Annotated in this window: 21 protein-coding genes; 9 read left to right on the forward strand and 12 right to left on the reverse strand. The window is 33.9% G+C overall.

The features are described 5' to 3' along the window. Window positions 1-215: 215 nt before the first annotated feature. Together purB and Q0800_RS01565 are read right to left on the reverse strand one after the other, a co-directional pair. Window positions 216-1,559, reverse strand: coding sequence for an adenylosuccinate lyase (gene purB / locus Q0800_RS01560; protein WP_299127016.1), 1,344 nt, complete (start codon window positions 1,557-1,559; stop codon window positions 216-218). A 226-nt stretch (window positions 1,560-1,785) separates the two neighbouring features. After that, entirely contained in the window at window positions 1,786-2,355 is a 570-nt protein-coding gene (locus Q0800_RS01565; RefSeq protein WP_299127018.1) for an adenylosuccinate lyase, read from the reverse strand. Window positions 2,356-2,528: 173 nt separating this feature from the next. Between Q0800_RS01565 and Q0800_RS01570 the strand changes: the two genes are divergently transcribed. The 3 genes from Q0800_RS01570 (at window position 2,529) to Q0800_RS01580 (ending at window position 4,978) form a co-directional block, all read left to right on the forward strand. Next, a complete protein-coding gene (locus Q0800_RS01570) occupies window positions 2,529-2,936 on the forward strand; it encodes a hypothetical protein (protein WP_299127021.1) in 408 nt (135 codons plus the stop codon). Beyond that, on the forward strand, window positions 2,933-3,622 hold the full coding sequence (locus Q0800_RS01575; protein WP_299127023.1) for a helix-hairpin-helix domain-containing protein: 690 nt from the start codon (window positions 2,933-2,935) through the stop codon (window positions 3,620-3,622). Before Q0800_RS01570 ends, Q0800_RS01575 begins: the two co-directional genes overlap by 4 nt. Window positions 3,623-3,688: 66 nt before the next feature. Then, window positions 3,689-4,978: a glycosyltransferase gene (locus tag Q0800_RS01580; RefSeq protein WP_299127024.1), complete on the forward strand. Its 1,290-nt coding sequence runs from the start codon at window positions 3,689-3,691 to the stop codon at window positions 4,976-4,978. Between the two features lie 121 nt (window positions 4,979-5,099). Here Q0800_RS01580 and Q0800_RS01585 read toward each other — a convergent pair whose 3' ends face one another. After that, a complete protein-coding gene (locus tag Q0800_RS01585; protein ID WP_299127026.1) occupies window positions 5,100-6,089 on the reverse strand; it encodes an aldo/keto reductase in 990 nt (329 codons plus the stop codon). Between the two features lie 61 nt (window positions 6,090-6,150). Continuing rightward, window positions 6,151-6,831: a Sir2 family NAD-dependent protein deacetylase gene (locus Q0800_RS01590; protein ID WP_299127028.1), complete on the reverse strand. Its 681-nt coding sequence runs from the start codon at window positions 6,829-6,831 to the stop codon at window positions 6,151-6,153. A gap of 70 nt (window positions 6,832-6,901) precedes the next feature. Here Q0800_RS01590 and Q0800_RS01595 point away from each other — a divergent pair, with 70 nt between their 5' ends. Next, complete coding sequence (locus tag Q0800_RS01595) at window positions 6,902-7,558, forward strand: RNA methyltransferase (RefSeq protein WP_299127030.1); 657 nt, start codon at window positions 6,902-6,904, stop codon at window positions 7,556-7,558. Between the two features lie 22 nt (window positions 7,559-7,580). On the opposite strand, the gene Q0800_RS01600 is transcribed toward Q0800_RS01595, so the two are convergent. From Q0800_RS01600 to Q0800_RS01635, 8 genes are all read right to left on the reverse strand, one after another. Continuing rightward, window positions 7,581-8,390, reverse strand: coding sequence for a carboxypeptidase-like regulatory domain-containing protein (locus tag Q0800_RS01600; protein WP_299127032.1), 810 nt, complete (start codon window positions 8,388-8,390; stop codon window positions 7,581-7,583). Between the two features lie 109 nt (window positions 8,391-8,499). Next, entirely contained in the window at window positions 8,500-10,302 is a 1,803-nt protein-coding gene (locus Q0800_RS01605) for a DEAD/DEAH box helicase (protein WP_299127034.1), read from the reverse strand. Window positions 10,303-10,534: 232 nt separating this feature from the next. After that, window positions 10,535-11,170, reverse strand: a complete 636-nt coding sequence (locus tag Q0800_RS01610; protein ID WP_299127035.1) for a hypothetical protein — start codon at window positions 11,168-11,170, stop codon at window positions 10,535-10,537. Then, entirely contained in the window at window positions 11,145-11,771 is a 627-nt protein-coding gene (locus Q0800_RS01615; protein WP_299127037.1) for a tRNA (guanine-N1)-methyltransferase, read from the reverse strand. The genes Q0800_RS01610 and Q0800_RS01615 overlap by 26 nt, the downstream gene beginning before the upstream one ends. Window positions 11,772-11,905: 134 nt before the next feature. Then, window positions 11,906-12,646 (reverse strand): hypothetical protein, encoded by a 741-nt coding sequence (locus tag Q0800_RS01620; protein WP_299127039.1) that lies wholly within the window; start codon window positions 12,644-12,646, stop codon window positions 11,906-11,908. Window positions 12,647-12,707: 61 nt separating this feature from the next. Beyond that, window positions 12,708-13,220 carry a hypothetical protein gene (locus Q0800_RS01625; RefSeq protein WP_299127040.1) on the reverse strand — a complete coding sequence of 171 codons (513 nt, stop codon included), beginning with the start codon at window positions 13,218-13,220 and terminating at the stop codon, window positions 12,708-12,710. A 170-nt stretch (window positions 13,221-13,390) separates the two neighbouring features. Next, window positions 13,391-14,839 carry a glyceraldehyde-3-phosphate dehydrogenase gene (locus Q0800_RS01630; protein ID WP_299127042.1) on the reverse strand — a complete coding sequence of 483 codons (1,449 nt, stop codon included), beginning with the start codon at window positions 14,837-14,839 and terminating at the stop codon, window positions 13,391-13,393. A gap of 138 nt (window positions 14,840-14,977) precedes the next feature. Then, a complete protein-coding gene (locus Q0800_RS01635) occupies window positions 14,978-16,381 on the reverse strand; it encodes a trypsin-like peptidase domain-containing protein (RefSeq protein WP_299127043.1) in 1,404 nt (467 codons plus the stop codon). A gap of 151 nt (window positions 16,382-16,532) precedes the next feature. Between Q0800_RS01635 and dapF the strand changes: the two genes are divergently transcribed. From dapF to Q0800_RS01660, 5 genes are all read left to right on the forward strand, one after another. After that, on the forward strand, window positions 16,533-17,312 hold the full coding sequence (gene dapF / locus Q0800_RS01640; protein ID WP_299127044.1) for a diaminopimelate epimerase: 780 nt from the start codon (window positions 16,533-16,535) through the stop codon (window positions 17,310-17,312). Continuing rightward, a complete protein-coding gene (locus Q0800_RS01645) occupies window positions 17,306-17,830 on the forward strand; it encodes a GNAT family N-acetyltransferase (RefSeq protein WP_299127046.1) in 525 nt (174 codons plus the stop codon). The genes dapF and Q0800_RS01645 overlap by 7 nt, the downstream gene beginning before the upstream one ends. Before the next feature lie 3 nt (window positions 17,831-17,833). Continuing rightward, entirely contained in the window at window positions 17,834-18,877 is a 1,044-nt protein-coding gene (mltG, locus tag Q0800_RS01650; RefSeq protein WP_299127047.1) for an endolytic transglycosylase MltG, read from the forward strand. Between the two features lie 2 nt (window positions 18,878-18,879). Further along, window positions 18,880-19,785, forward strand: coding sequence for a DUF2279 domain-containing protein (locus tag Q0800_RS01655; RefSeq protein WP_299127048.1), 906 nt, complete (start codon window positions 18,880-18,882; stop codon window positions 19,783-19,785). Window positions 19,786-19,902: 117 nt separating this feature from the next. Continuing rightward, window positions 19,903-20,556: a peptidoglycan-binding protein LysM gene (locus Q0800_RS01660; RefSeq protein ID WP_299127050.1), complete on the forward strand. Its 654-nt coding sequence runs from the start codon at window positions 19,903-19,905 to the stop codon at window positions 20,554-20,556. Window positions 20,557-20,589: the final 33 nt, after the last annotated feature.

Here is a 20,589-nt window from a genome sequence, read left to right on the forward strand (position 1 = left end):
TTTTGGAGCTATGCTTCAGGACGGTTTTTTTTTTTTCTTCTCATTAGATTGGATATAAATGAGGGCGTAAATAAATAAAATACCATAAGCCAAAAATAAAAGACTCTTAACTATAAAATAATCTAAGACATCTAACACACCTGCTGCAAAAAATGTGATAACAATAATAAAAGTTAGACTTAAGGCAATTGTGTTTTTATTTATTGGAAACAGTCTCATATACCAGTATAATTGCTAGGCGAAATTAATTTTAATTCAGATTTAATAGTATCTGCAACGTCTAATGTATCAATAAAATTTGAAATAGAATCTTTGGTTATAGCTTCATTAGTTCTGGTTAAACCTTTTAAGGCTTCATAAGGGTTCGGATAACCTTCGCGTCTTAAAATAGTCTGTATGGCCTCTGCAACAACGGCCCAGTTTTGTTCTAAGTCTTTTTCAAATTTATTGGCATTAAGTAGTAATTTACCTAAACCTTTTAAGGTAGACTTAAAGGCAATAAGGGTATGACCAAATGGTACACCAACATTTCTAAGTACAGTACTATCGGTAAGATCGCGTTGTAATCTAGAGATTGGTAGTTTAGCAGAAAGGTGCTCAAAAATAGCATTGGCAATTCCGAGATTACCCTCACTGTTTTCAAAATCAATCGGGTTTACTTTGTGAGGCATCGCAGAGCTACCCACTTCCCCTTTTTTAATTTTTTGTTTAAAGTAATCCATAGACACATAGGTCCATATATCCCGATCCAAATCTATAATGATGGTATTAATTCGTTTTAAGGCATCAAATAAAGCGGCCATGTGGTCGTAGTGCTCAATTTGTGTTGTAGGGAACGAATGCTGCAAGCCTAATTTTTCTTGTACAAATTGTGTTCCAAAAGCCTTCCAATCAATATTAGGGTAAGCCACTTGGTGTGCATTAAAGTTACCTGTTGCACCACCAAATTTAGCAGCACTTGGTACATCGTTTAATAAATTAAACTGCGCTTTAAGACGCACTGCAAAGACGTCAATCTCTTTGCCTAAACGTGTTGGTGACGCTGGCTGTCCGTGTGTTCTTGCTAACATTGGGATGTCTGCCCATTCTTTGGCAAGCGCTTCTATTTTTTCAAGTAAAGTAAAATATTCGGGTACGTAAACATTGTTCATAGCGTCCTTTATACATAAAGGAATTGCGGTATTATTAATGTCTTGTGAGGTTAATCCAAAATGTATAAATTCTTTGTGGTCAGATAAACCTAATGCATCAAACTTTTCTTTAATAAAATATTCTACAGCCTTAACATCATGATTTGTAACTTTTTCAATCTCCTTAATGGAAGCAGCATCAAGTGAAGTAAAATTTTTATAAATCGCTCTTAAATCTTCAAATACAGAATGAGGCACAGCTTCTAATTGTGGTAGCGGTAATTCGCAAAGTGCAATAAAGTATTCTATTTCTACTAAAACTCTATATTTTATCAATGCTTCTTCAGAAAAATAATTACCTAAAGCGTCTACTTTAGATCTATATCTACCATCAATTGGTGAAATTGCGTTAAGCTGTGAGAGTGCCATGTACTTTACAAATTTTAAGGCTGCAAAGATAGCAAAGTATGTTGGATGAGGAAACGTAGTTGATGAAAAGTGTTAATTGAGAGATCTTAGACATTAGACATTAGACATTAGACAGTAGACAGTAGACAGTAGATAGTAGATAGTAGATATTAGATAGTAGATATTAGATAGTAGATAGTAGGTAGTAGGTACTAGGTATTAGATGGTTGATAGTTATCAGTAGTTATTAGATTTTGGGATTTATTTTTTTTAAAATATGCCGAGCCCTAGCCTTAAAACCTGAACTTTGCATCTGAAAATCGCGCTCCAAAATAATAGCCAATTCTGGGTGTATCCAATCGTATTCTGTGCCTAGTAAATATAGGGAGGTCATGGAGTAGGCCTTGGGTGCAATCTTTTCGTCATTAATCATCCAATCAAAACAGGCTTCAATTATTTTTTCTTTATGCGTTTCTGATAGATGAGATTTTATAAGATTAGAAGTTTTAGAATAATAGGCTTTAATTAAGTGTTCGCAAATTTTAGCCATTGGGCGCACGGCAGAATCTAAATGTACCCTTGACAACTCTTGTGTAAACGTATCTAAATAAGGAATAATAGCTTCTAATTTTTCGCCACACATAAACTCAAAAACCCAAGCCGCTCGGCACGAAATTTTGTCATTAACTTCAAAAAGAATTTCAAGAAGTGGCTTTACTAATTTAGGATTATCAATAACTAAATTAGCATAATACAAACGCTTTTCGCGCGAATGATTTACGTAATTTAATTCTTTGTAAAGTTGATCTTTTGTCAAAAAAAACAAGTTTTGAAAATGGCTAATACTAAAACGAAAATAGCAAAAAAATGATAGCCTTAATTTAAGGCTTATAATTTCAACTTTTATTTTATTTAGAATTTTTCTAAATAATTTTTATTTACCATCTTTCGTGCGTAATTTTGTGTTAAAATCAAATTAAGCTAAATCTCTTGCGTTTAAACAACGTTATTTTAATAGCCTTACTTTTAATGACAGTCGGTACAGTGTTAGAATTGTACTTACTTAGTCATTATGAAAGTTTTTTGCAGCTTATTCCAATACTTTGTATTGGTTTAGTGCTACTTACGGTAATTATTTTAGCGTTTCGTAAAACGATAATAATTAAAAATGTGTTTAAATTATTACTGGTTCTTACAGTTTTAAGCGGTATTTACGGAACGATTCTGCATCTACAATCTAATTATGAATTTGAAATAGAGATGACACCAACCGCAGACCGTTGGCATTTGTTTTTAGAAAGTTTTGCTGGTGCATTACCAGCATTAGCACCTTTAAGCATGATTGTTTTAGCATTAATTGGATATTCATATTTAAAACTTATAAATCTAAAAGAATGAAAAATGTTACAAAATTAGTCCTCGTATTTGTTTTAGCTGGTATAAGCTTTACAGGTTGTAAAAACACAGAAGCGGATAAAAAAGAAACAACAGAAACGACAGATACAACAACAGAAGCCAAATCTGAAATAGCTGATAAAACTTCTGTGGTTTTAAATGCTAATTTAGCTACAGAAGCAGAACTTAATACACTTGGGCTTTCAGCAGAAACAGTAGCTCAAATATTAGAGCAAAGACCGTTTGTTAACATGGAAGATTTAGATGCTTTAATTACTAATGTAGATAAAGAAGCGCTTTATAAAAACGTATTTGTACCGTTTAATTTAAACACTACTGAAGAAGCAAACTTTAAAATGATACCAGGTGTAGGTGAAAAAATGGCGCATGAGTTTGAAGAGTACAGACCATACACCAGTGTAAAGCAATTTAAAAGAGAAATTGGTAAATATGTAGATGACGCCGAAGTAGAACGTTATTTAAACTACATATTTGTACCTGTAGAATTAAACACAGCGTCAGAAGAAGATATTAAAGCCTTACCAGGTGTTGGTAATAAAATGGCACATGAGTTTGAAGAATATAAACCATACAGTAGTCTCGCTCAATTTAGAAAAGAGATTGGTAAATACGTTGATGATAAAGAATTAAAACGTTTAGAGCGTTTTGTATATTTAAGTGAAAAGTAATAAACATTATAATGGTTAATACTTCTTACCATTTTAGTCCTTGTAATTTTCAATTAAGAGGTTGTTATGTCTCATAACAACCTCTTAATTATTGGTACGGTATGGCCAGAGCCTAAGAGTTCTGCCGCAGGTATTAGGATGTTACAGCTTATTGAGCAGTTTCAAAAACAAGAGTATAATATTGTGTTTGCGAGTGCTTCAAAAACTTCAGATAATACTTTTGATCTCTCTCAATTAAGCGTTACAACGCAACCTATTCTTTTAAATGATAGTTCCTTTGATGCGTTTATTACCCAATTAAAACCAGCTATTGTTCTTTTTGATCGGTTTATGATAGAAGAACAGTATGGTTGGCGTGTTGCAGAACATTGCCCAGACGCACTAAGAATTTTAGATACCGAAGATTTTCATGGTTTACGAAAGGCTAGGGAACTGGCTTTAAAAGAGAGCGTTGAGGTTTCAACAGAACATTTACAAAATGACACTACAAAACGTGAAATTGCCAGTATCTACCGTTGCGATTTAAGTTTAATCATTTCTGAAGTTGAGATTGAAATTCTAACTAATAAGTTTAAAATTGATAAAGCGCTATTATATTATCTCCCCTTTTTGCTCGAACCGATTTCTGAAAACATAAACGATCAATTGCCATCTTTTGAAGAGCGACAGCATTTTATTACCATTGGTAATTTTTTACATCCGCCAAATTACGATGCGGTCTTATATTTAAAGCAATCGATTTGGCCATTGATACGACAGCAATTACCCAAAGCAGAATTGCATATCTATGGTGCTTACGAGTCTCAAAAGGTAACTCAATTACATAATGAAAAAGAGGGCTTTTTCATTAAGGGTTTTGCAGAAGATGTTAATGCTATTATGCAAAATGCCAAAGTATGTTTAGCACCTTTGCGTTTTGGTGCAGGACTAAAAGGTAAACTAATAGATGCTATGCAAAATGGGACACCATGCGTTATGTCTTCTATAGCCGCTGAAGGCATGTTTGATTCGGAACTATCTGATAACTATAATTCAGGATGTAATACTGAGCCTGTCGAAGTATCTCAACAAGTAAACGGTTTTATAAATGAAAATCCTGAAATCTTTGCTAAAAAAGCAGTGAAACTTTATAACAATTCTGAAATTTGGAAAGACACACAAAAACATGGATTTGTAGTTATTACCAAACGTTTTCAAAAATCTAATTTTGAAACTGAGTTTAGCAATTGCATTACAGAATTAATTAACAACCTTAAAGTACATCGCCAAAATAATTTTATTGGCAATTTATTGCAGCATCATACACTACAGAGTGCCAAGTATCTAAGTAAGTGGATAGAGGCGAAGAATATATAGATATGTGGCATTATAAAGCATCATAAATACAGCTTTTACAGTTAAGAATATTTTGTGCTAACTAAAGCCTTTGAAATTCAAAAAAAGCTTAGTTTTTTACTAAACCCTAAAAGCAATTTTATTACCATTTTTCATTGGCTATATCTGGCCAAATGTTATCCTCATAAATTCTTTTAATACCATCGATTTGTTCTAAAGTTAGATTAGGTTGTGCGGATGCCATTGTATTTGCTATAGCCTGAGCAGGGCTAGATGCACCAGGAATAACACAGCTTACCTCTTTAAACATTAAAATCCACCTTAGAGCTATTTTAACTAAATCTACATCTTTAGGAAAAAGTTCTTTGATCTCTTTAACAGCTTTTAATCCATTATTATAATCTACTCCAGAAAATGTTTCACCTTTATCAAACATTTCCCCATTTCGGTTAAATGAGCGATGATCGTTTTTATTAAATTGAGTTGATGGTGAAAATTTCCCTGTCAACAGCCCACTTGCTAAGGGTACTCTAGCTATTATACCAACATTATTTTTAGCAGCTAAAGCAAAGAAATCATTTGCAGGACGCTGCCTTAACATATTAAAAATAATCTGTACTGTAGTAACGTTGCTATATGTAATTGCTTTTTTAGCTTCATCAATTTTCTCAACACTAACACCCAAGTTTAAAATTTTACCTTCTTTTTTTAAGGTATCAAAAAGGTCAAATATTTCGGGTCTATCATAGGTTTCGGTAGGAGGACAATGCAGCTGAATTAGATCTAAAGTTTCTAGTCCCATACGCATTAAACTATCTTCTACAAATTTTCGTAATGCGGTTGTTTGGTAGGCTTTGTCGTTATGAGGCGAAAGTTGTCGGCCACATTTTGTTGCAACATATATTCTCTCACTACGAGACTTAATGAGTCGACCGATTGCTTTTTCGCTATCACCATCATTATAAACATCTGCCGTATCAATAAAATTAACACCATTATCAATGGCCAGATTAAGAATTTTATCGGCATTGTTATGATTAAAATCTTGGCCCCATTTGCCTCCTAATTGCCAAGTACCTAATCCAATTTCAGAGACTTCAAATTCTGTTTTTCCGAGTAAACGCTTATTCATTTTTGTTAATTTATGTTTTTAAAATAGGGCATTATTATATGTTATAAAGTCATTATCGTTATCAATTTTTCTTTAATAAGTCTATAAAATCTATCATACCTTTGGTGGCTTGTTTAGGAATTACCTTAATGTAAGGATTGCTGGTTATAGCGGGTTTTGGATCTATATAATAGATTTTAGTGTCTGGTTGCACATAATGCATTAAACTTGCTGCAGGATAAACTTGCATACTAGTTCCTATAATTACCAGAATATCGGCAGCATAACAAATTTTAATCGCTGTGTCAATCATGGGTACGTCCTCGCCAAACCATACAATATGAGGTCTTAATTGGTAGCCCTTATCGCAAGTGTCACCCAGATTGATATCTTCGGTCCAAACCTTAATGTCCTTAGGGTTTCCAGTACTTCTAATTTTACGTAATTCGCCATGGAGATGCACAACATCAGTACTACCTGCACGCTCATGTAAATCATCTACATTTTGAGTAATGATGGTAACTTTGTATTCATTTTCAAGATCAGCTAAGTTTTTATGAGCTTGGTTGGGTTCTACGTCTTTGAGTTGACGACGTCTTTGGTTATAAAATTCTAACACCAATTCAGGATTTTGTTGAAATCCTGCTGGCGAGGCCACTTGCATAACATCATGCCCTTCCCAAAGTCCGTCATGGTCTCTAAAGGTTTTTACACCACTTTCGGCACTCATACCTGCTCCTGTTAAAACTACGATGTGTTTCATTTTTTAAAAGTAATCAATTCCGATTTCATTTTCGACTTCAACTTCGACTTCAATTTCATACTTTTGGTGTATGTCAGACCTAAAACTTTTAGAACATTTAGAATCCTACCTCACTGAAAACCGAAGAACACGTTTTAAAAACGTTTTAGCACAACGGACTAAGCATTTTACTGTAGCTACTGAGGATGTATATCAACTGCATAATACCAGTGCGGTTATTCGCTCTTGTGATGTTTTTGGTATACAAGAAGTAAATATTGTTGAAGAGGTGAACTCTAAACAGATTGATAGAGAAATAGCTATGGGAGCGCAAAAGTGGGTAGACCTTAATCGCTATAATACAACAAAGGCTTGTATTGAAGATCTAAAGTCTAAAGGCTACCAGATTGTAGCCACAAGTCCACATGCTGAGGATTGTGATTTAATAGATTTTGATATTTCTAAAAAATCTTGTTTTTTCTTTGGTAGAGAAACTGAGGGTTTATCTCAACAGGTACTAGATGATGCGGATTGTTTTTTAAAAATACCAATGGTGGGTTTTACGGAAAGCTTAAATATTTCAGTATCAGCCGCAATTATATTGCAGCATGTCACCTCAAAACTACGCAATTCTAATATAGATTGGAAGTTGTCTAAAGACGAGTTAATTACAAAACGATTAGATTGGATTAAAAAAACAATTAAGGACTACGATACTATAGTAGATCGATATTATGAATCTAACTAAACGTTTATAATCACCTTTTTATTTAAGCTCTGTTTTTTCTTTTACTTTTTTTACGGTCTTTACTGCGTTGAATTACTTTATATTCTTCATAACACTCACTAATAGCATCTAATACTTGGAGGTCGTTTGCCGTATTTATAAAGTTTTTTGAGTAGTTACACTGGTTTATAATTTCATCTAAATCAAATTTTGTAACCTGAAGTAAGACCATAAGCATTTCCCTATCAAAACGTTTTGCGAGTTGATTTCTAATTTCGTCGTCCTCTTTCATTTTTTTCAGCTTTCTCATTTCGTTTGGTTTTTTTCCAAACATATTATATAAGAAGTCAGCAGGGTTAAATATAGCGCCCAATACTTTAGTAGCAATATTGGATTTACCACCTTCATAAGCCTTGCCATATAAGCCAGATATACGATACTGATTATTAGACTGAATAGGCACTTGCTTCATGTCTACTTCTAAATAACCCGTTAATTGTAGTTGCCTAACAGTTACTTCCTCTAACGCTAATGCTAATTCGGTCATCACTATTTCGGTATTCCCAAATTTTAACCAATCATTTGTTACTCTAACTTTTATAGATTTATAACCTAGGTAGGAAAGGTGTAAGGTATCGTTAGCCTTGGCTTTGATCTCAAAGGCACCATTATCGTCGGTTGCAGTCCCTACAACTTGATTAATATTTACAATATTAACTTCGCTTAAAGGGGCTTCTGTAGTAGAGCTCGTTATGGTTCCTTTTACTGTTTTAGGACTATCAACAGCAGTACTATCTTGACCAAAGCCAATAACCGTAGATAGACATAAAATAAAAATGAGAAAAAAGCGCATTACATACATTTACACGATAAAGGTACTAAACTAAACGCATTTATAGACTAAAGATTTTACACATTTGACTAAATATTAACGTTTACTCATAGTATAGGTAAACCATGTCTTATTTACGACGAGAGCGTCTTGGCCTCTCTGATGGTGAGCCAGAACGTCTCGGTTTTGAGTTATCGTCTCTTTTTGGTCTTCGTTCGGACCTGTTGTTGCTAGAATCGGACCTTCTAGAGCGTCTTTCTTCTCTTGGTTTGTCGCTACGTCTTCTGCCACCACGGTTTCTATCGCGTCTTCCTCCACCACCTCGGCCTTTGTTTTCACTGACTTCAACATTAACAAAACGTCCGTTGTGTTTATAATCTGTAAAGAACGCAAGGACTTTTTCTTGTTGTGTTTTTTCAGTATTAAAGAATGAAAAACTGTCTTTTACATCGACTTTAAAGACATCATCGCGGCCTAAGTCTAACACTTCTTTTAGGAAATCTTTTAAAGACATCCAATCGTAACCATCCTTGCGACCAACATTAATAAAGTAACGTGAGTCATTAGATTGCTTACCGTAGTCTCTGTCTCCACCAGAATCTCTAGAGTCTGAAACTGATAAATCTTTAGATTTCTGATAATAGTTGAAAAAACGCGAAAACTCTACCGAGAAAAACTTCTTTATTAATTCTTCTTTTTCAGTATCCTTAAATAACTCGTTGATGTTATCTAGGTATTTATCAATCTCATGGTTAACTTCTGTATTGTGCACTTTATTAGCTAAGCTCATAAGCTGTACTTCGCAGATTTCCATACCAGAGGGAATAGCTTTCTTTTCAAACTGCTTTTTAATAATGCGTTCAATACTTTTTATTTTTCTTACCTCGCTTTTGGCAACAATAACCATAGATACGCCAGTTTTACCTGCACGTCCTGTACGGCCAGAACGGTGTGTATAAGTTTCAATTTCGTCAGGTAATTGGTAATTAATTACGTGTGTAATATCATCAACATCAATACCTCTCGCAGCAACATCAGTAGCTACTAGCATTTGTATTTGCTTGTTTCTAAAGGACTTCATTACTAAGTCACGCTGATTTTGGCTTAAATCACCATGAAGTGCGCCTGCAGAATAGCCGCTCTCCACAAGCTTTTCTGCCACACGCTGTGTATCGCGTTTCGTTCTGCAGAAAATTACAGAAAATATATCTGGGTTAGCATCTGCCAAACGTTTTAGCGCTAAATAACGATCTCTACCATTAACAAGATAATACTCATGGGAGACATTGCTTGTACTTTCATTTTTATTACCTACTGTAATTTCAATAGGATCGTACATAAATTTCTTTGCAATTGTAGCCACTTCCTTTGGCATAGTTGCTGAGAATAACCAAGTACTTTTATCGTCTGGTGTATGCGATAAGATGTTTGTAATATCCTCATAAAAGCCCATATTAAGCATTTCGTCTGCTTCATCTAAAACACTGTATTGTATTTTAGAAATATCAACCAACCGTCTGCTAATCATATCTTTCATACGACCAGGTGTTGCTACAATAATTTGAGCGCCACGTTTTACTTGCTTCGCTTGTTCAGTAATACTTGCACCTCCATAGATGGCTACAACGTTTAAACCTTTACAATACTTACCGTACAACTTAAGCTCATTGGTAATTTGTAAACATAACTCTCGTGTGGGAGATAGGATAAGCCCTTGAGTGGTTCTGCTGTTGACATCAATTTTTTGTAGCATTGGGAAACCAAAAGCAGCTGTTTTACCAGTACCAGTTTGGGCTAAAGCCACTAAATCAGCTTCTTCCTCTAATAATAATGGGATTGCTTTTTGTTGAACTTCGCTAGGGTTTTCAAAACCTAAATCATTAATAGCATTGATAAGGTCTTCGTTAAGACCAAGTTCTTGGAATGTACTCATTCTATAAGTATTTATAAGTTGTTATGAGGTACTATTTAGAAGTGTATCGACATAACAACAACCTTAATAAGGTTAACTCGCCTTGTTATAAAAGCCATTGGGCTTTAAAGGCTGAAATACTTCTTTTTAGCACATCCCTCACCTTGAGGGTTTACTCTTGCTTTAAACTCTAATTTATATTTAAAGCGCTGCAAATATAGACTTTTAAAAAGATTGTAAGAATATTAAGTGATCAATTTGATGGCTTAGTTTGGTAGAGCGCAATAGCTTTCAGATAATTCTGGGCACCTTTCATACTTAAATCGTATATGAAACCATCTAATTTTGGATGGTTGATTGCAATCCATTTTACCAGTAGATCTTTTTCTTTTTGCCATGTATCCCAATCTGCATTTAAGCAGTCTAAAGTTTCAATTTTATATATGTTTCCAGATTTTAGGTAAAACTTAAATTTACAGGTTAAGGGATTGTTTTTTAGAAATTTAAATTTTAATGAACGGCTCTCAACTGTAGCAATACTAATAGAGGGTGTAATTGAATCTATGTTTTTTAAGTTGTATTTTGTATTAAAAACTGAGTCCCATTTAAAGTGTTGGTAAAACGTATTTTTATTAAACGGCATTATATAATCACCTTCTATAATTGTTATTCTATCTGCAATGTGCGTGTTTATATCTTTAAAGTTGGAGGCATTTAAACCTTTATAATATGCTGTAATCGGATCTAACTTACGCGTCTGTTTTGTTGAACAACTTAGTACAATAAGTACCAAAAAAAGATACGTAAATGACTTCATAAAAACCTTATGCCTTGCTCTAAACGTTATAAACGCATGTAATTTACTAAGACTTATTTTTGTTAATTTCATCTTGAAGTTGACGTCTTACCTTTTGCTCACGTTCTAGTGCTACACGTCTGTGATCTTCATATTCAGTTTCTACTTCTTCCAACTTATTTTTAGCATCTCTGGTAAGTGCATTACTGTTTTTAAACTTGCAAATAAAAAATACTGCTAATGCTAATAAAGCGGCAACAATACTCCACATTAATACATTATAATTAGTCTTACCCATTTGTACACCAAAAAGTGCCATGCTATCTTTTTCTTCGTTAGTATTTAAAAGATCTACTTGCGTGTTTTGAAGTTGTGTTTTTAAACTTTCAATCTCTTTATTTTGCTGTTCTACGGTTTTCTCCGAACTGTTTAATTTAGTGTAGGTAGTTTTTAGAGAGTCTAGTACATTAGATTTTAATTTTAATAGCCAAATTTGTTTTACAGCTTCATAGGGTTGTCCGTTGGTGCCTTTAAAGTTGCCAGATTTTCTAAAAACATATTCAAATTGGCTATTAATGTTTCCACTGTTTAACGAGTATTTTTCGTCTATATCATTAAGCTTTTGCTGTGCATTTGTAAACTGTAAATTACATGTAATTAAAAGTGCTACAGAGATTTTGGTTAAGAATTTCATCCGTAATTATATTTTGGTTGGATTGGATTAATGAAGTGCCAAGATAATAATTTTATAAGCATGTTATAATTATTAACTAACAAATAGCCTCTCAAAATATGAGAGGCATAAGTATATACGAACCAAATTTAATTTTAGATGTTGATAATGCTTAAAGGACTAATATTTGTTATGTTGTTAGTATCTAAACTGTACTGATATAAACCGTTTTCGCCAATGAGCACCAATATGTTATTGTTAATAATAACATCAAAACTATTTACATTAATAGAGGTTACTAATTGCGAATTTTCGGGATCTGAAATATCAAAAACCTTAACTTCATCATCACAAACGAAGAGATAATCTCCGTAAAGACCTAAGCCAATAGGCCTCGTGAGGTTTCTAGAGGATATTAAAACCGGATTTGTAATGTCATTGATGTCATAAATTTCTAGAACATTAAGATTAACGCCACAACCTATATTAGTATGCAGGGTAACAAAGGCATGAGTCTCATTAGCGACAACAGGATCGCATGCTGTTAAATGCTGAACGTCAGAAACGTAAGTAGGTTCTTCTGGATTGTTAATGTTGTAGATGTACATACCATTTCTAGAGCCAATGTATAAGTGGTTCTTTAAATGAAATAGAGTTTCAATATTAAAGCCAATATTAACTGTATTAACCAATACGGGTTGCTGTTGGTCTACAATACTAAATACATTTAGGTTTGTATCATCAACCACGTAAAGGTAATCTGAGTACAGTGCAAATCTGGCCAAAGAACCTCCTTGTCCAGTTTCATTAAAGGTAGAGGCATCATTGGATGCGCTGTCTGAGCTACAACCTAGTAATAGTGTTATAATTATGAGTAAAGTATATATGTTTTTCATCTGTTTTAATTTTTATAAACCTGCGATAGGTTAAAGTATAATAGCTATAGTTTTAGACTAATTAATCTGCAGGTATCCAATCTACTACGATTTCATCTTCGCCAACTCCAAAATACACTGGACCATCTGGTGTCCATATCTGCGGGAATACGTTAGCAATGCGTTTTGTAATAGTTAAACTCTCATTACTTTCATCTAAGGTAAAGGCGATAAGATCTCTTGCATTATTAGCATAAAAAACAGTATTTTTTATACTTAGATCCGAAGACCCTAAAACCTGAATAAAGCCTATATTTACAGGATTGGCTGGATCCGTATTATTAATAACATGAAATCCTTTATTGACTTCGTTTATAAAAATAAAATTACCTTTTACGTAAATCTTACCGGAATTTTCTATGGATCTTGGTGTGTTTTCTATAAAGGTTGAAGCCTCAAATTCTGAACGTTGTATTACAACTGGCTCGTAGTTCATTCGGCCTTCAATGACTTCACCACCGTCTATTCCCCAATTAATACAGTTTTGAAATAAAAGAATCGTAGCAACAAAAATTACCAACTTGATTTTTTTCATAATTGATTGATGTTTTAGTTAAAATATAATTCCGTGGGTATGAATTTATTTAGTAGATGTAATTAGAGCTAAACGGTTGCGTTAAAAACAAATTATTTATGAATAATGATATGTAAACAAAAAAAATCTTGCTATTAGCAAGATTTTTAAATTTCCTTTTTCAAGAGTTTCTAATAGTAAGCATAGCGTCTTACCTTAGAAATGTACTTTGCTAATCTTATAACTTGGTGGCTGTATCCATATTCATTATCATACCAAACATAGATAACGGCATTTTTACCGTCTTTTCTAACAATAGTGGCCTTACTGTCATAGATTGAAGGAGCAGAGCTACCTACAATATCACTAGAAACGAGTTCATCACTCATTTCATATTTAATTTGTTCAACTAAATGGCCTTCGAGCGCATATTTTTTCATTATGGTGTTTAAACTCTGTACAGATGTCTTTTTAGCTAGTTCTAAATTAAGAATGGCAAGCGAACCATTGGGTACAGGAACACGTATAGCATTAGAAGTTAGTTTCCCCTCTAGAGAAGGCAATGCTTTACTTACAGCTTTACCTGCTCCAGTTTCGGTAATTACCATATTTAAACCTGCCGCTCTACCACGTCTATATTTTTTATGGAAATTATCTACTAAGTTCTGATCGTTGGTGTAGGCATGTATGGTCTCTAAATGCCCAGACTTTACGCCAAAAGAATCTTCAATAGCCTTTAAAACAGGCGTAATAGCATTGGTTGTGCATGATGCAGCCGAGAAAATATCTACCTTATCTGGGCTGTGTTCTAAATGATTAACACCATGTACAATATTTGGTATGCCTTTGCCAGGTGCGGTTAATAATACTTTGCTTGCGCCTTTAGCTTTAAGGTGTCTACTTAGTGCTTCATCATCTCTAAAGGCTCCTGTGTTATCTATGATTAAGGCATTATTAATGCCGTACGTTGTATAATCAATTGCTTCTGGTGCGTTAGCAGAAATAATATTTACGGTAGTCCCATTAATAATTAAGGCACTATTTTTAACATCAATAGTCACCATGCCCGAAAAATCTCCATGTACAGAGTCGTTACGTAATAGGGAAGCACGTTTTTCTAAAACAGATGCGTTAATCTCGCCTCGGGTTACAATGGCTCTAAGACGTAATTGATTACCCTTGCCAGTACGCGTCATTAACTCGCGCGCTACAAGTCTACCAATTCTACCAAAACCATAAAGTACAACATCTTTAGGCTCTATATTTTTGGATTTTTTAGCATCAGCAAGTTTTGCTGAAACAAAGGCTATGGCGTTATTGTATTTTTGGTCTTCTAAATGATATTCATAGGTAAGTTTACCAATATCTAATTTTGAAGGTGGAAGGTTAAGCTTTTTAATAGCTTGCGCAATCTCTACAGAATCAAAGATTGAAATTGGTTTCTGTACAAATGCACCAGCGTATTCATGCAGATTTAAAATTTCACTGACTTTTCTGTCAATTAATTGATTTCTGAATAAAACAAGCTCTATGGAATTGTCGTACCAAAGATCGCTGACCGTTTTAATAAACTCAACCGTAGCTCTTCTACGATCTGCCTGAAAGGCTAACTCTTTTTCGTAAGTGTCGTTAAAACCCATTCTTAGATTGATTTAGTAGTTTTGATTTGGCGTAAAAATACATATTTCAAACGTTTTCGTAGCGTATTTTACCGAAAATAAAAAACCCTTTAAAGAATAATTTCTTAAAGGGTTTTTATGATCGAAATTTTGATGGATTTATCTAAAGTTGTAAACTACTTTTTCGCCTTCTTTGTTAATGACTTCGATTCGCAGCGGTTCTCCTAAGTTTCTAGATTTGAGTACATTTTGTGCATCATCTACAGAGTAAAGCTTTTTGCCATTAATTCGGGTTACAATACTTCCTTCTTTAATACCCTCACGATTCCAATATGGTTTATAATTTTCATCAAACTTAGAAATTTTTATACCATAATCTACACCATATTTTTTTAAGTCATTTTTTGAGGCATTCTTTACAAATCCTATAGTTTCTACAATGTAAGTTGATGGTTTTAGTAAAGTAACAGATACAACTTCTTCATCTCCGTTTCTAATTAATGTTACATTAACCACATCATTCGGATTCTTAGTTTTTAAATAACCGCTTAGGTCTGAGAATTTACTGATTTCAACATTATCTAATTTCTTTATTATGTCACCAGACTTTATACCTGCTTTTTCAGCACCAGTTTCTTCTTGTACCTCGCTTACATAAAAACCTTCGGTAATATCTAATCCTTTTTCTTCTGCAAATGCACTATTAAGTGTTCCACCAACAACACCAAGTATTCCATTTTGTACATTGCCGTACTCCATAATGTCATTAACGATTTTTCGGGCAATGTTACTTGGTACAGCAAAGGAATACCCTATATAGGAACCCGTTCTAGAAGATATGGCTGTATTAATGCCAATTAAATCTCCATTTGTGTTTACTAAAGCTCCACCAGAATTACCAGGGTTTACTGCAGCATCTGTTTGTATAAAGGACTGTGTATTTTTACCACTAAGATCTCTAGACTTAGCGCTAATAATACCTGCGGTGACTGTAGAATTTAAATTAAAAGGATTACCTACTGCCAAGACCCACTCACCAATCTTGGCATTGTCAGAATCTCCAAATGCCATAAACGGCAAATCGTCATTGGTTTCTATTTTAAGCAAGGCTATGTCTGTGGCCTCATCAGTGCCAATGAGTTCTGCCATATATGATTTATTGTTATTTAAGGTAATACTAATCTCGTTAGCATTTTTAATAACATGATTGTTAGTGACGATATAACCTGTTGGTGAAATTATAACTCCACTACCTGTGCCTACTTGAGCGCGTTGCGAGTTACGACCAAAAAATAAATCCTCCATACTCATCGGTGCCGTAACAATAGAGGTGTTTTTTACATGTACCACAGCGTCCAATGATTTTTCGGCTGCCTCTATAAAATTTGGCACCTCGGCAACAGCGGTATTGGTAGTATTAGTGGTAGGAACATAAATAGGTAAATCAGAAACTTGTTCTACAGTTACCTGTTCTTTTTCTTCTTCTACAAAAAGCTTGTAACCTCCTAAGGCTAAAACACCACCTAATGCAGAAACACAAATTAAAGTTAGAATCTTCTTCATAATTTTCAGATTTATATTACAATGTATTTAACGATTAAAGTTAGAAATTTATTGAATTGTTTTTATCTTTTAACGACTATTTAACGTCAACTTTAACTGCCTTTTAACAGCTCGTTTTACGCCCTAATATTGTTATATTTGTGCTCATATTATGAATATATCTTTTTATAAATACCAAGGCACAGGAAACGATTTCATTATTATTGATAATCGTTTGCAACTTATAGACAAGAATAATACCAAACGCATCGCAGAATTGTGTGACCGACGATTTGGCATTGGAGCAGATGGTTTTATCCTTCTAGAGAATGATAAAAATTCTGATTTTAAAATGGTCTATTACAACGCAGATGGCAACGAGAGTACCATGTGTGGTAATGGCGGACGATGCATTACTGCTTTTGCAAAGTTTTTAGGAATTATAAATAATGAAACCGAGTTTGAAGCAATTGACGGTTTACACAAAGCCAAAATAGAAAATAATATTGTGCATTTGCAAATGCAAGAGGTAGCTGACATAAAGACCTTTGATGAGCATTTGTTTTTAGATACAGGCTCTCCTCATCATATAAAATTAGTCTCAAATATTGAAGAATTTGATGTTAAAACTAATGGCTCACAGATACGTTATGGTGCGCTTTATGGTAAAGCAGGTAGTAATGTAAATTTTGTTGAGCAATTATCAGAAAGTCAGTTTGCAGTAAGAACTTACGAGCGTGGAGTAGAAGATGAGACCCTCTCTTGTGGTACAGGCGTAACGGCTGTTGCTTTAGCTATGCACCATTCCGCAAAGACCAAAACTAATGAAGTAACTTTAAAAACTCAAGGAGGTCAACTAAAAGTAAGTTTTGAGACCACTACTAATGGTTATAAAAACATTTGGTTGATAGGCCCTGCTGAGCAAGTGTTTAAAGGTGAGCTTAAATGGTAAGTTTAAAAGGTAAACATATTCTATTAAGGGCTTTAGAGCCAGAAGATCTCGATTTTATTTACGAGATTGAAAATGATGAATCCTTATGGGAATTAAGCGATACACAAACACCGTATTCAAGATATTTGATTAAACAATATCTTGAAAATGCATATCAAGATATTTACGAAGCTAAGCAATTACGGTTGGTCATTTGTACACCTAATGACTGCACTATTGGCCTTATAGACGTTTTCGATTTTAATATAAAGAACAAACGCGCAGGTATTGGTATATTAATTAAGGATAAATCTAATAGAGATATTGGTTACGGCAAGGAGGCTTTACAGTTATTAGTGGATTATTGTTTTGAGGCGCTTCACCTACATCAGGTTTATGCCAATATTTCTGAAAATAATACGGCTAGTCTAAAGTTGTTTAAAAACAACGGTTTTAAAACTATAGGTTTAAAAGAAGACTGGAGTTTTGATGGTAAACAGTTTTTAAACGAATATATTTTACAACGTATTAATGCTTAATAGATGTATATAAAGAAAATACTTTGGGCTATTGCCCTAATTGGTTTAGTCATATTTGGTGTTATAGCCTACTATATTTATGGTGCTATGTTTGAACCAAATACTAAGTTTAATGAAGAGAAGGCTTACATTTATGTGCCAACAAAGTCAAATTATCTTCAGGTAAGACAGCAATTAGAGCCGCTTTTAGAAGATATGGGTACTTTTGATGCCCTTGCAAAACAAAAAAAATATACTTCTAATATTAAAGCTGGGCGTTTTCAGATTTTAAAAGGAATGAATAACAATGAAATTATTAATTCCATTAGAAGCAAAAATTTACCGCTAAAAATAGCATTTAATAATCAGCATACACTACAAGATTTAGCAGGGCGTATTAGCGCTCAGCTTGAAGCCGATAGCTTATCACTTATAAAAGTTATGACCGAAGCTTCGTTTTTAGATAAAAACGGATTTACCAAAGCTACCGCACTAGGCATGTACTTGCCTAATAGCTATGAGTTTTTTTGGAACACCTCTGCTAAGGGTTTTAGAGATAAAATGTTAAAAGCATACCATCGGTTTTGGAATGATGCAAGGCGTGCAAAAGCTAAAGCACTTCATCTCTCACCAGAAGAGGTAATGACTTTAGCATCTATTGTGCACGAAGAATCTAAACAACCCAACGAGCAACCTCGTGTTGCTGGTGTCTATTTAAATCGTCTCAGAATAGGCATGCCATTACAAGCTGATCCAACACTTAAGTTTGCAGCATATCAATTACCAAAATACAAGAATACTATCATTAGGCGCGTGTTAAATATTCACAAAGAAATAGATTCACCTTACAATACCTATAAAAATTTAGGCTTGCCACCAGGACCAATAGCTATGCCAGATTTATCTGCTGTAAAAGCCGTTTTAAATCCAGAAAAACATGATTATCTTTATTTTGCAGCCGACGCAAAGCGAATTGGTTATCATAAGTTTGCAAAAACCCTTAGGCAGCATAATAATAACGCCATACAATATCAAAGGTACTTGTCTTCTCAAGGTATTAATAGATAGGCTTGAGGTGGTTAAAATACCATATCATCTTTTGGCTTAGTGTCTCTGGTGTCGTAGCATCGCAATCTCAGTTAAATCAGTTTTTAAAACCTAGTGACACACTACATACCGCAAGGAGAAATGGGTTAATTATTACTGAAGCGTCATTGGCAACCTTAACCTTAATTAGTTTAGATCAATTATGGTATGCCGATTATCCGCGGTCTCATTTTAAAACTATTGATGATAGTAACGAATGGTTACAAATGGATAAGTTTGGGCATGTGTTTTCATCTTATCAATTAGGAAGAATTGGTGCCAACGCATTACGTTGGTCTGGTGTAAGTAGAAAAGATCAATTAATTTATGGCGCTACACTAGGTTTAGGTTTTCTCACTGCTGTTGAGGTTATGGATGGTTTTTCTGAAGAATGGGGATTTTCATGGACAGATATGCTTGCAAATACGATAGGAACTGGCTTGTATATTGGCCAAGATGTGTTATGGCAAGAGCAACGTTTCATTTTAAAATATTCATTTCACAGAACTTCGTTTGCTAAGCAACGTCCAGATAAATTAGGCAATGGGCTAACTGAAGAATTTTTAAAAGATTATAATGGACAAACGTATTGGCTAAGTGCAAATATCAATTCATTTTTAAAAACAGATTATATTCCTAATTGGCTCAATTTAGCGTTTGGCTATGGTGCTGACGGTATGTTAACAGGTGACGCAAATGATCCTCTATTTTTAAACCAAAATAGAACCCGTCAGTATTACCTAAGTTTAGACATCGATTTAACACGCATAAAGACAAATTCTCAGGTCTTAAAAACACTTTTTAGCGTTTTTAACGTTATTAAGATCCCTTTTCCTACCATAGAACTTAATAGTAAAGGTCGTGCGAAGCTGCATTATATTTACTTTTAATAACTTTTAACAAAGCTTAACGTTCTGAATTTCAGTATATCTATATAAGTTGTATATTTGCACGAGAATTTTATGAAGCAGTTGGGGACTGTTTTATGAGTTTAATAATTGGCTGTTATGACTAAAAATAGCATTAAGAATATTGTATTACCATTTGCAATTTGTTTGCTTGTTGCCTTAGCTTTATATCCTAATTCTAGTTTAAATCCCGAATTGTATTCGACCAAGGGACTAGATTTAAATTATAATATGTCTTCTGAATTGGCGATGACTGAAGAAAAGACGTCTAACACATCTTTATTTACACCTCATTTAGGATATTCATTTCAGGGTTTTAAAGAAGCTTTAGCGTTTAAAGAATCTCAAGGTAATTACTTTACCGTAAATACTTTAGGGTATTTAGGAAAGTACCAATTTGGCTCTGAAACCTTAAAACTTTTAGGGATTTATACACCAAATCAGTTTTTGTATAGTCCAGAATTACAAGAAAAAGCTTTTATTGCCAATGCATCGCGTAACAAATGGGTACTAAGAAAAGATATTAAACGCTTTGAGGGAAAGGTTATATCTGGAGTTAAAATAACAGAATCTGGTATTTTAGCTGCAGCACACTTAGCTGGCCCAGGGAGTGTTAAAAAGTTTTTAAGGAGCTACGGAGCCAACAACATTTCTGATGCTTACGGCTCTACAATTAAGCATTATATGAAAACCTTTTCTGGTTACGATACGTCTATAATTACCCCAAATAAAAAGGCAAAAGCCATCCTTTAATCTTTTTGAATTATAAATATAGCAGGTCTCTTA

This window comes from uncultured Winogradskyella sp., from assembly GCF_937958655.1.
Taxonomy (GTDB): Bacteria; Bacteroidota; Bacteroidia; order Flavobacteriales; family Flavobacteriaceae; genus Winogradskyella.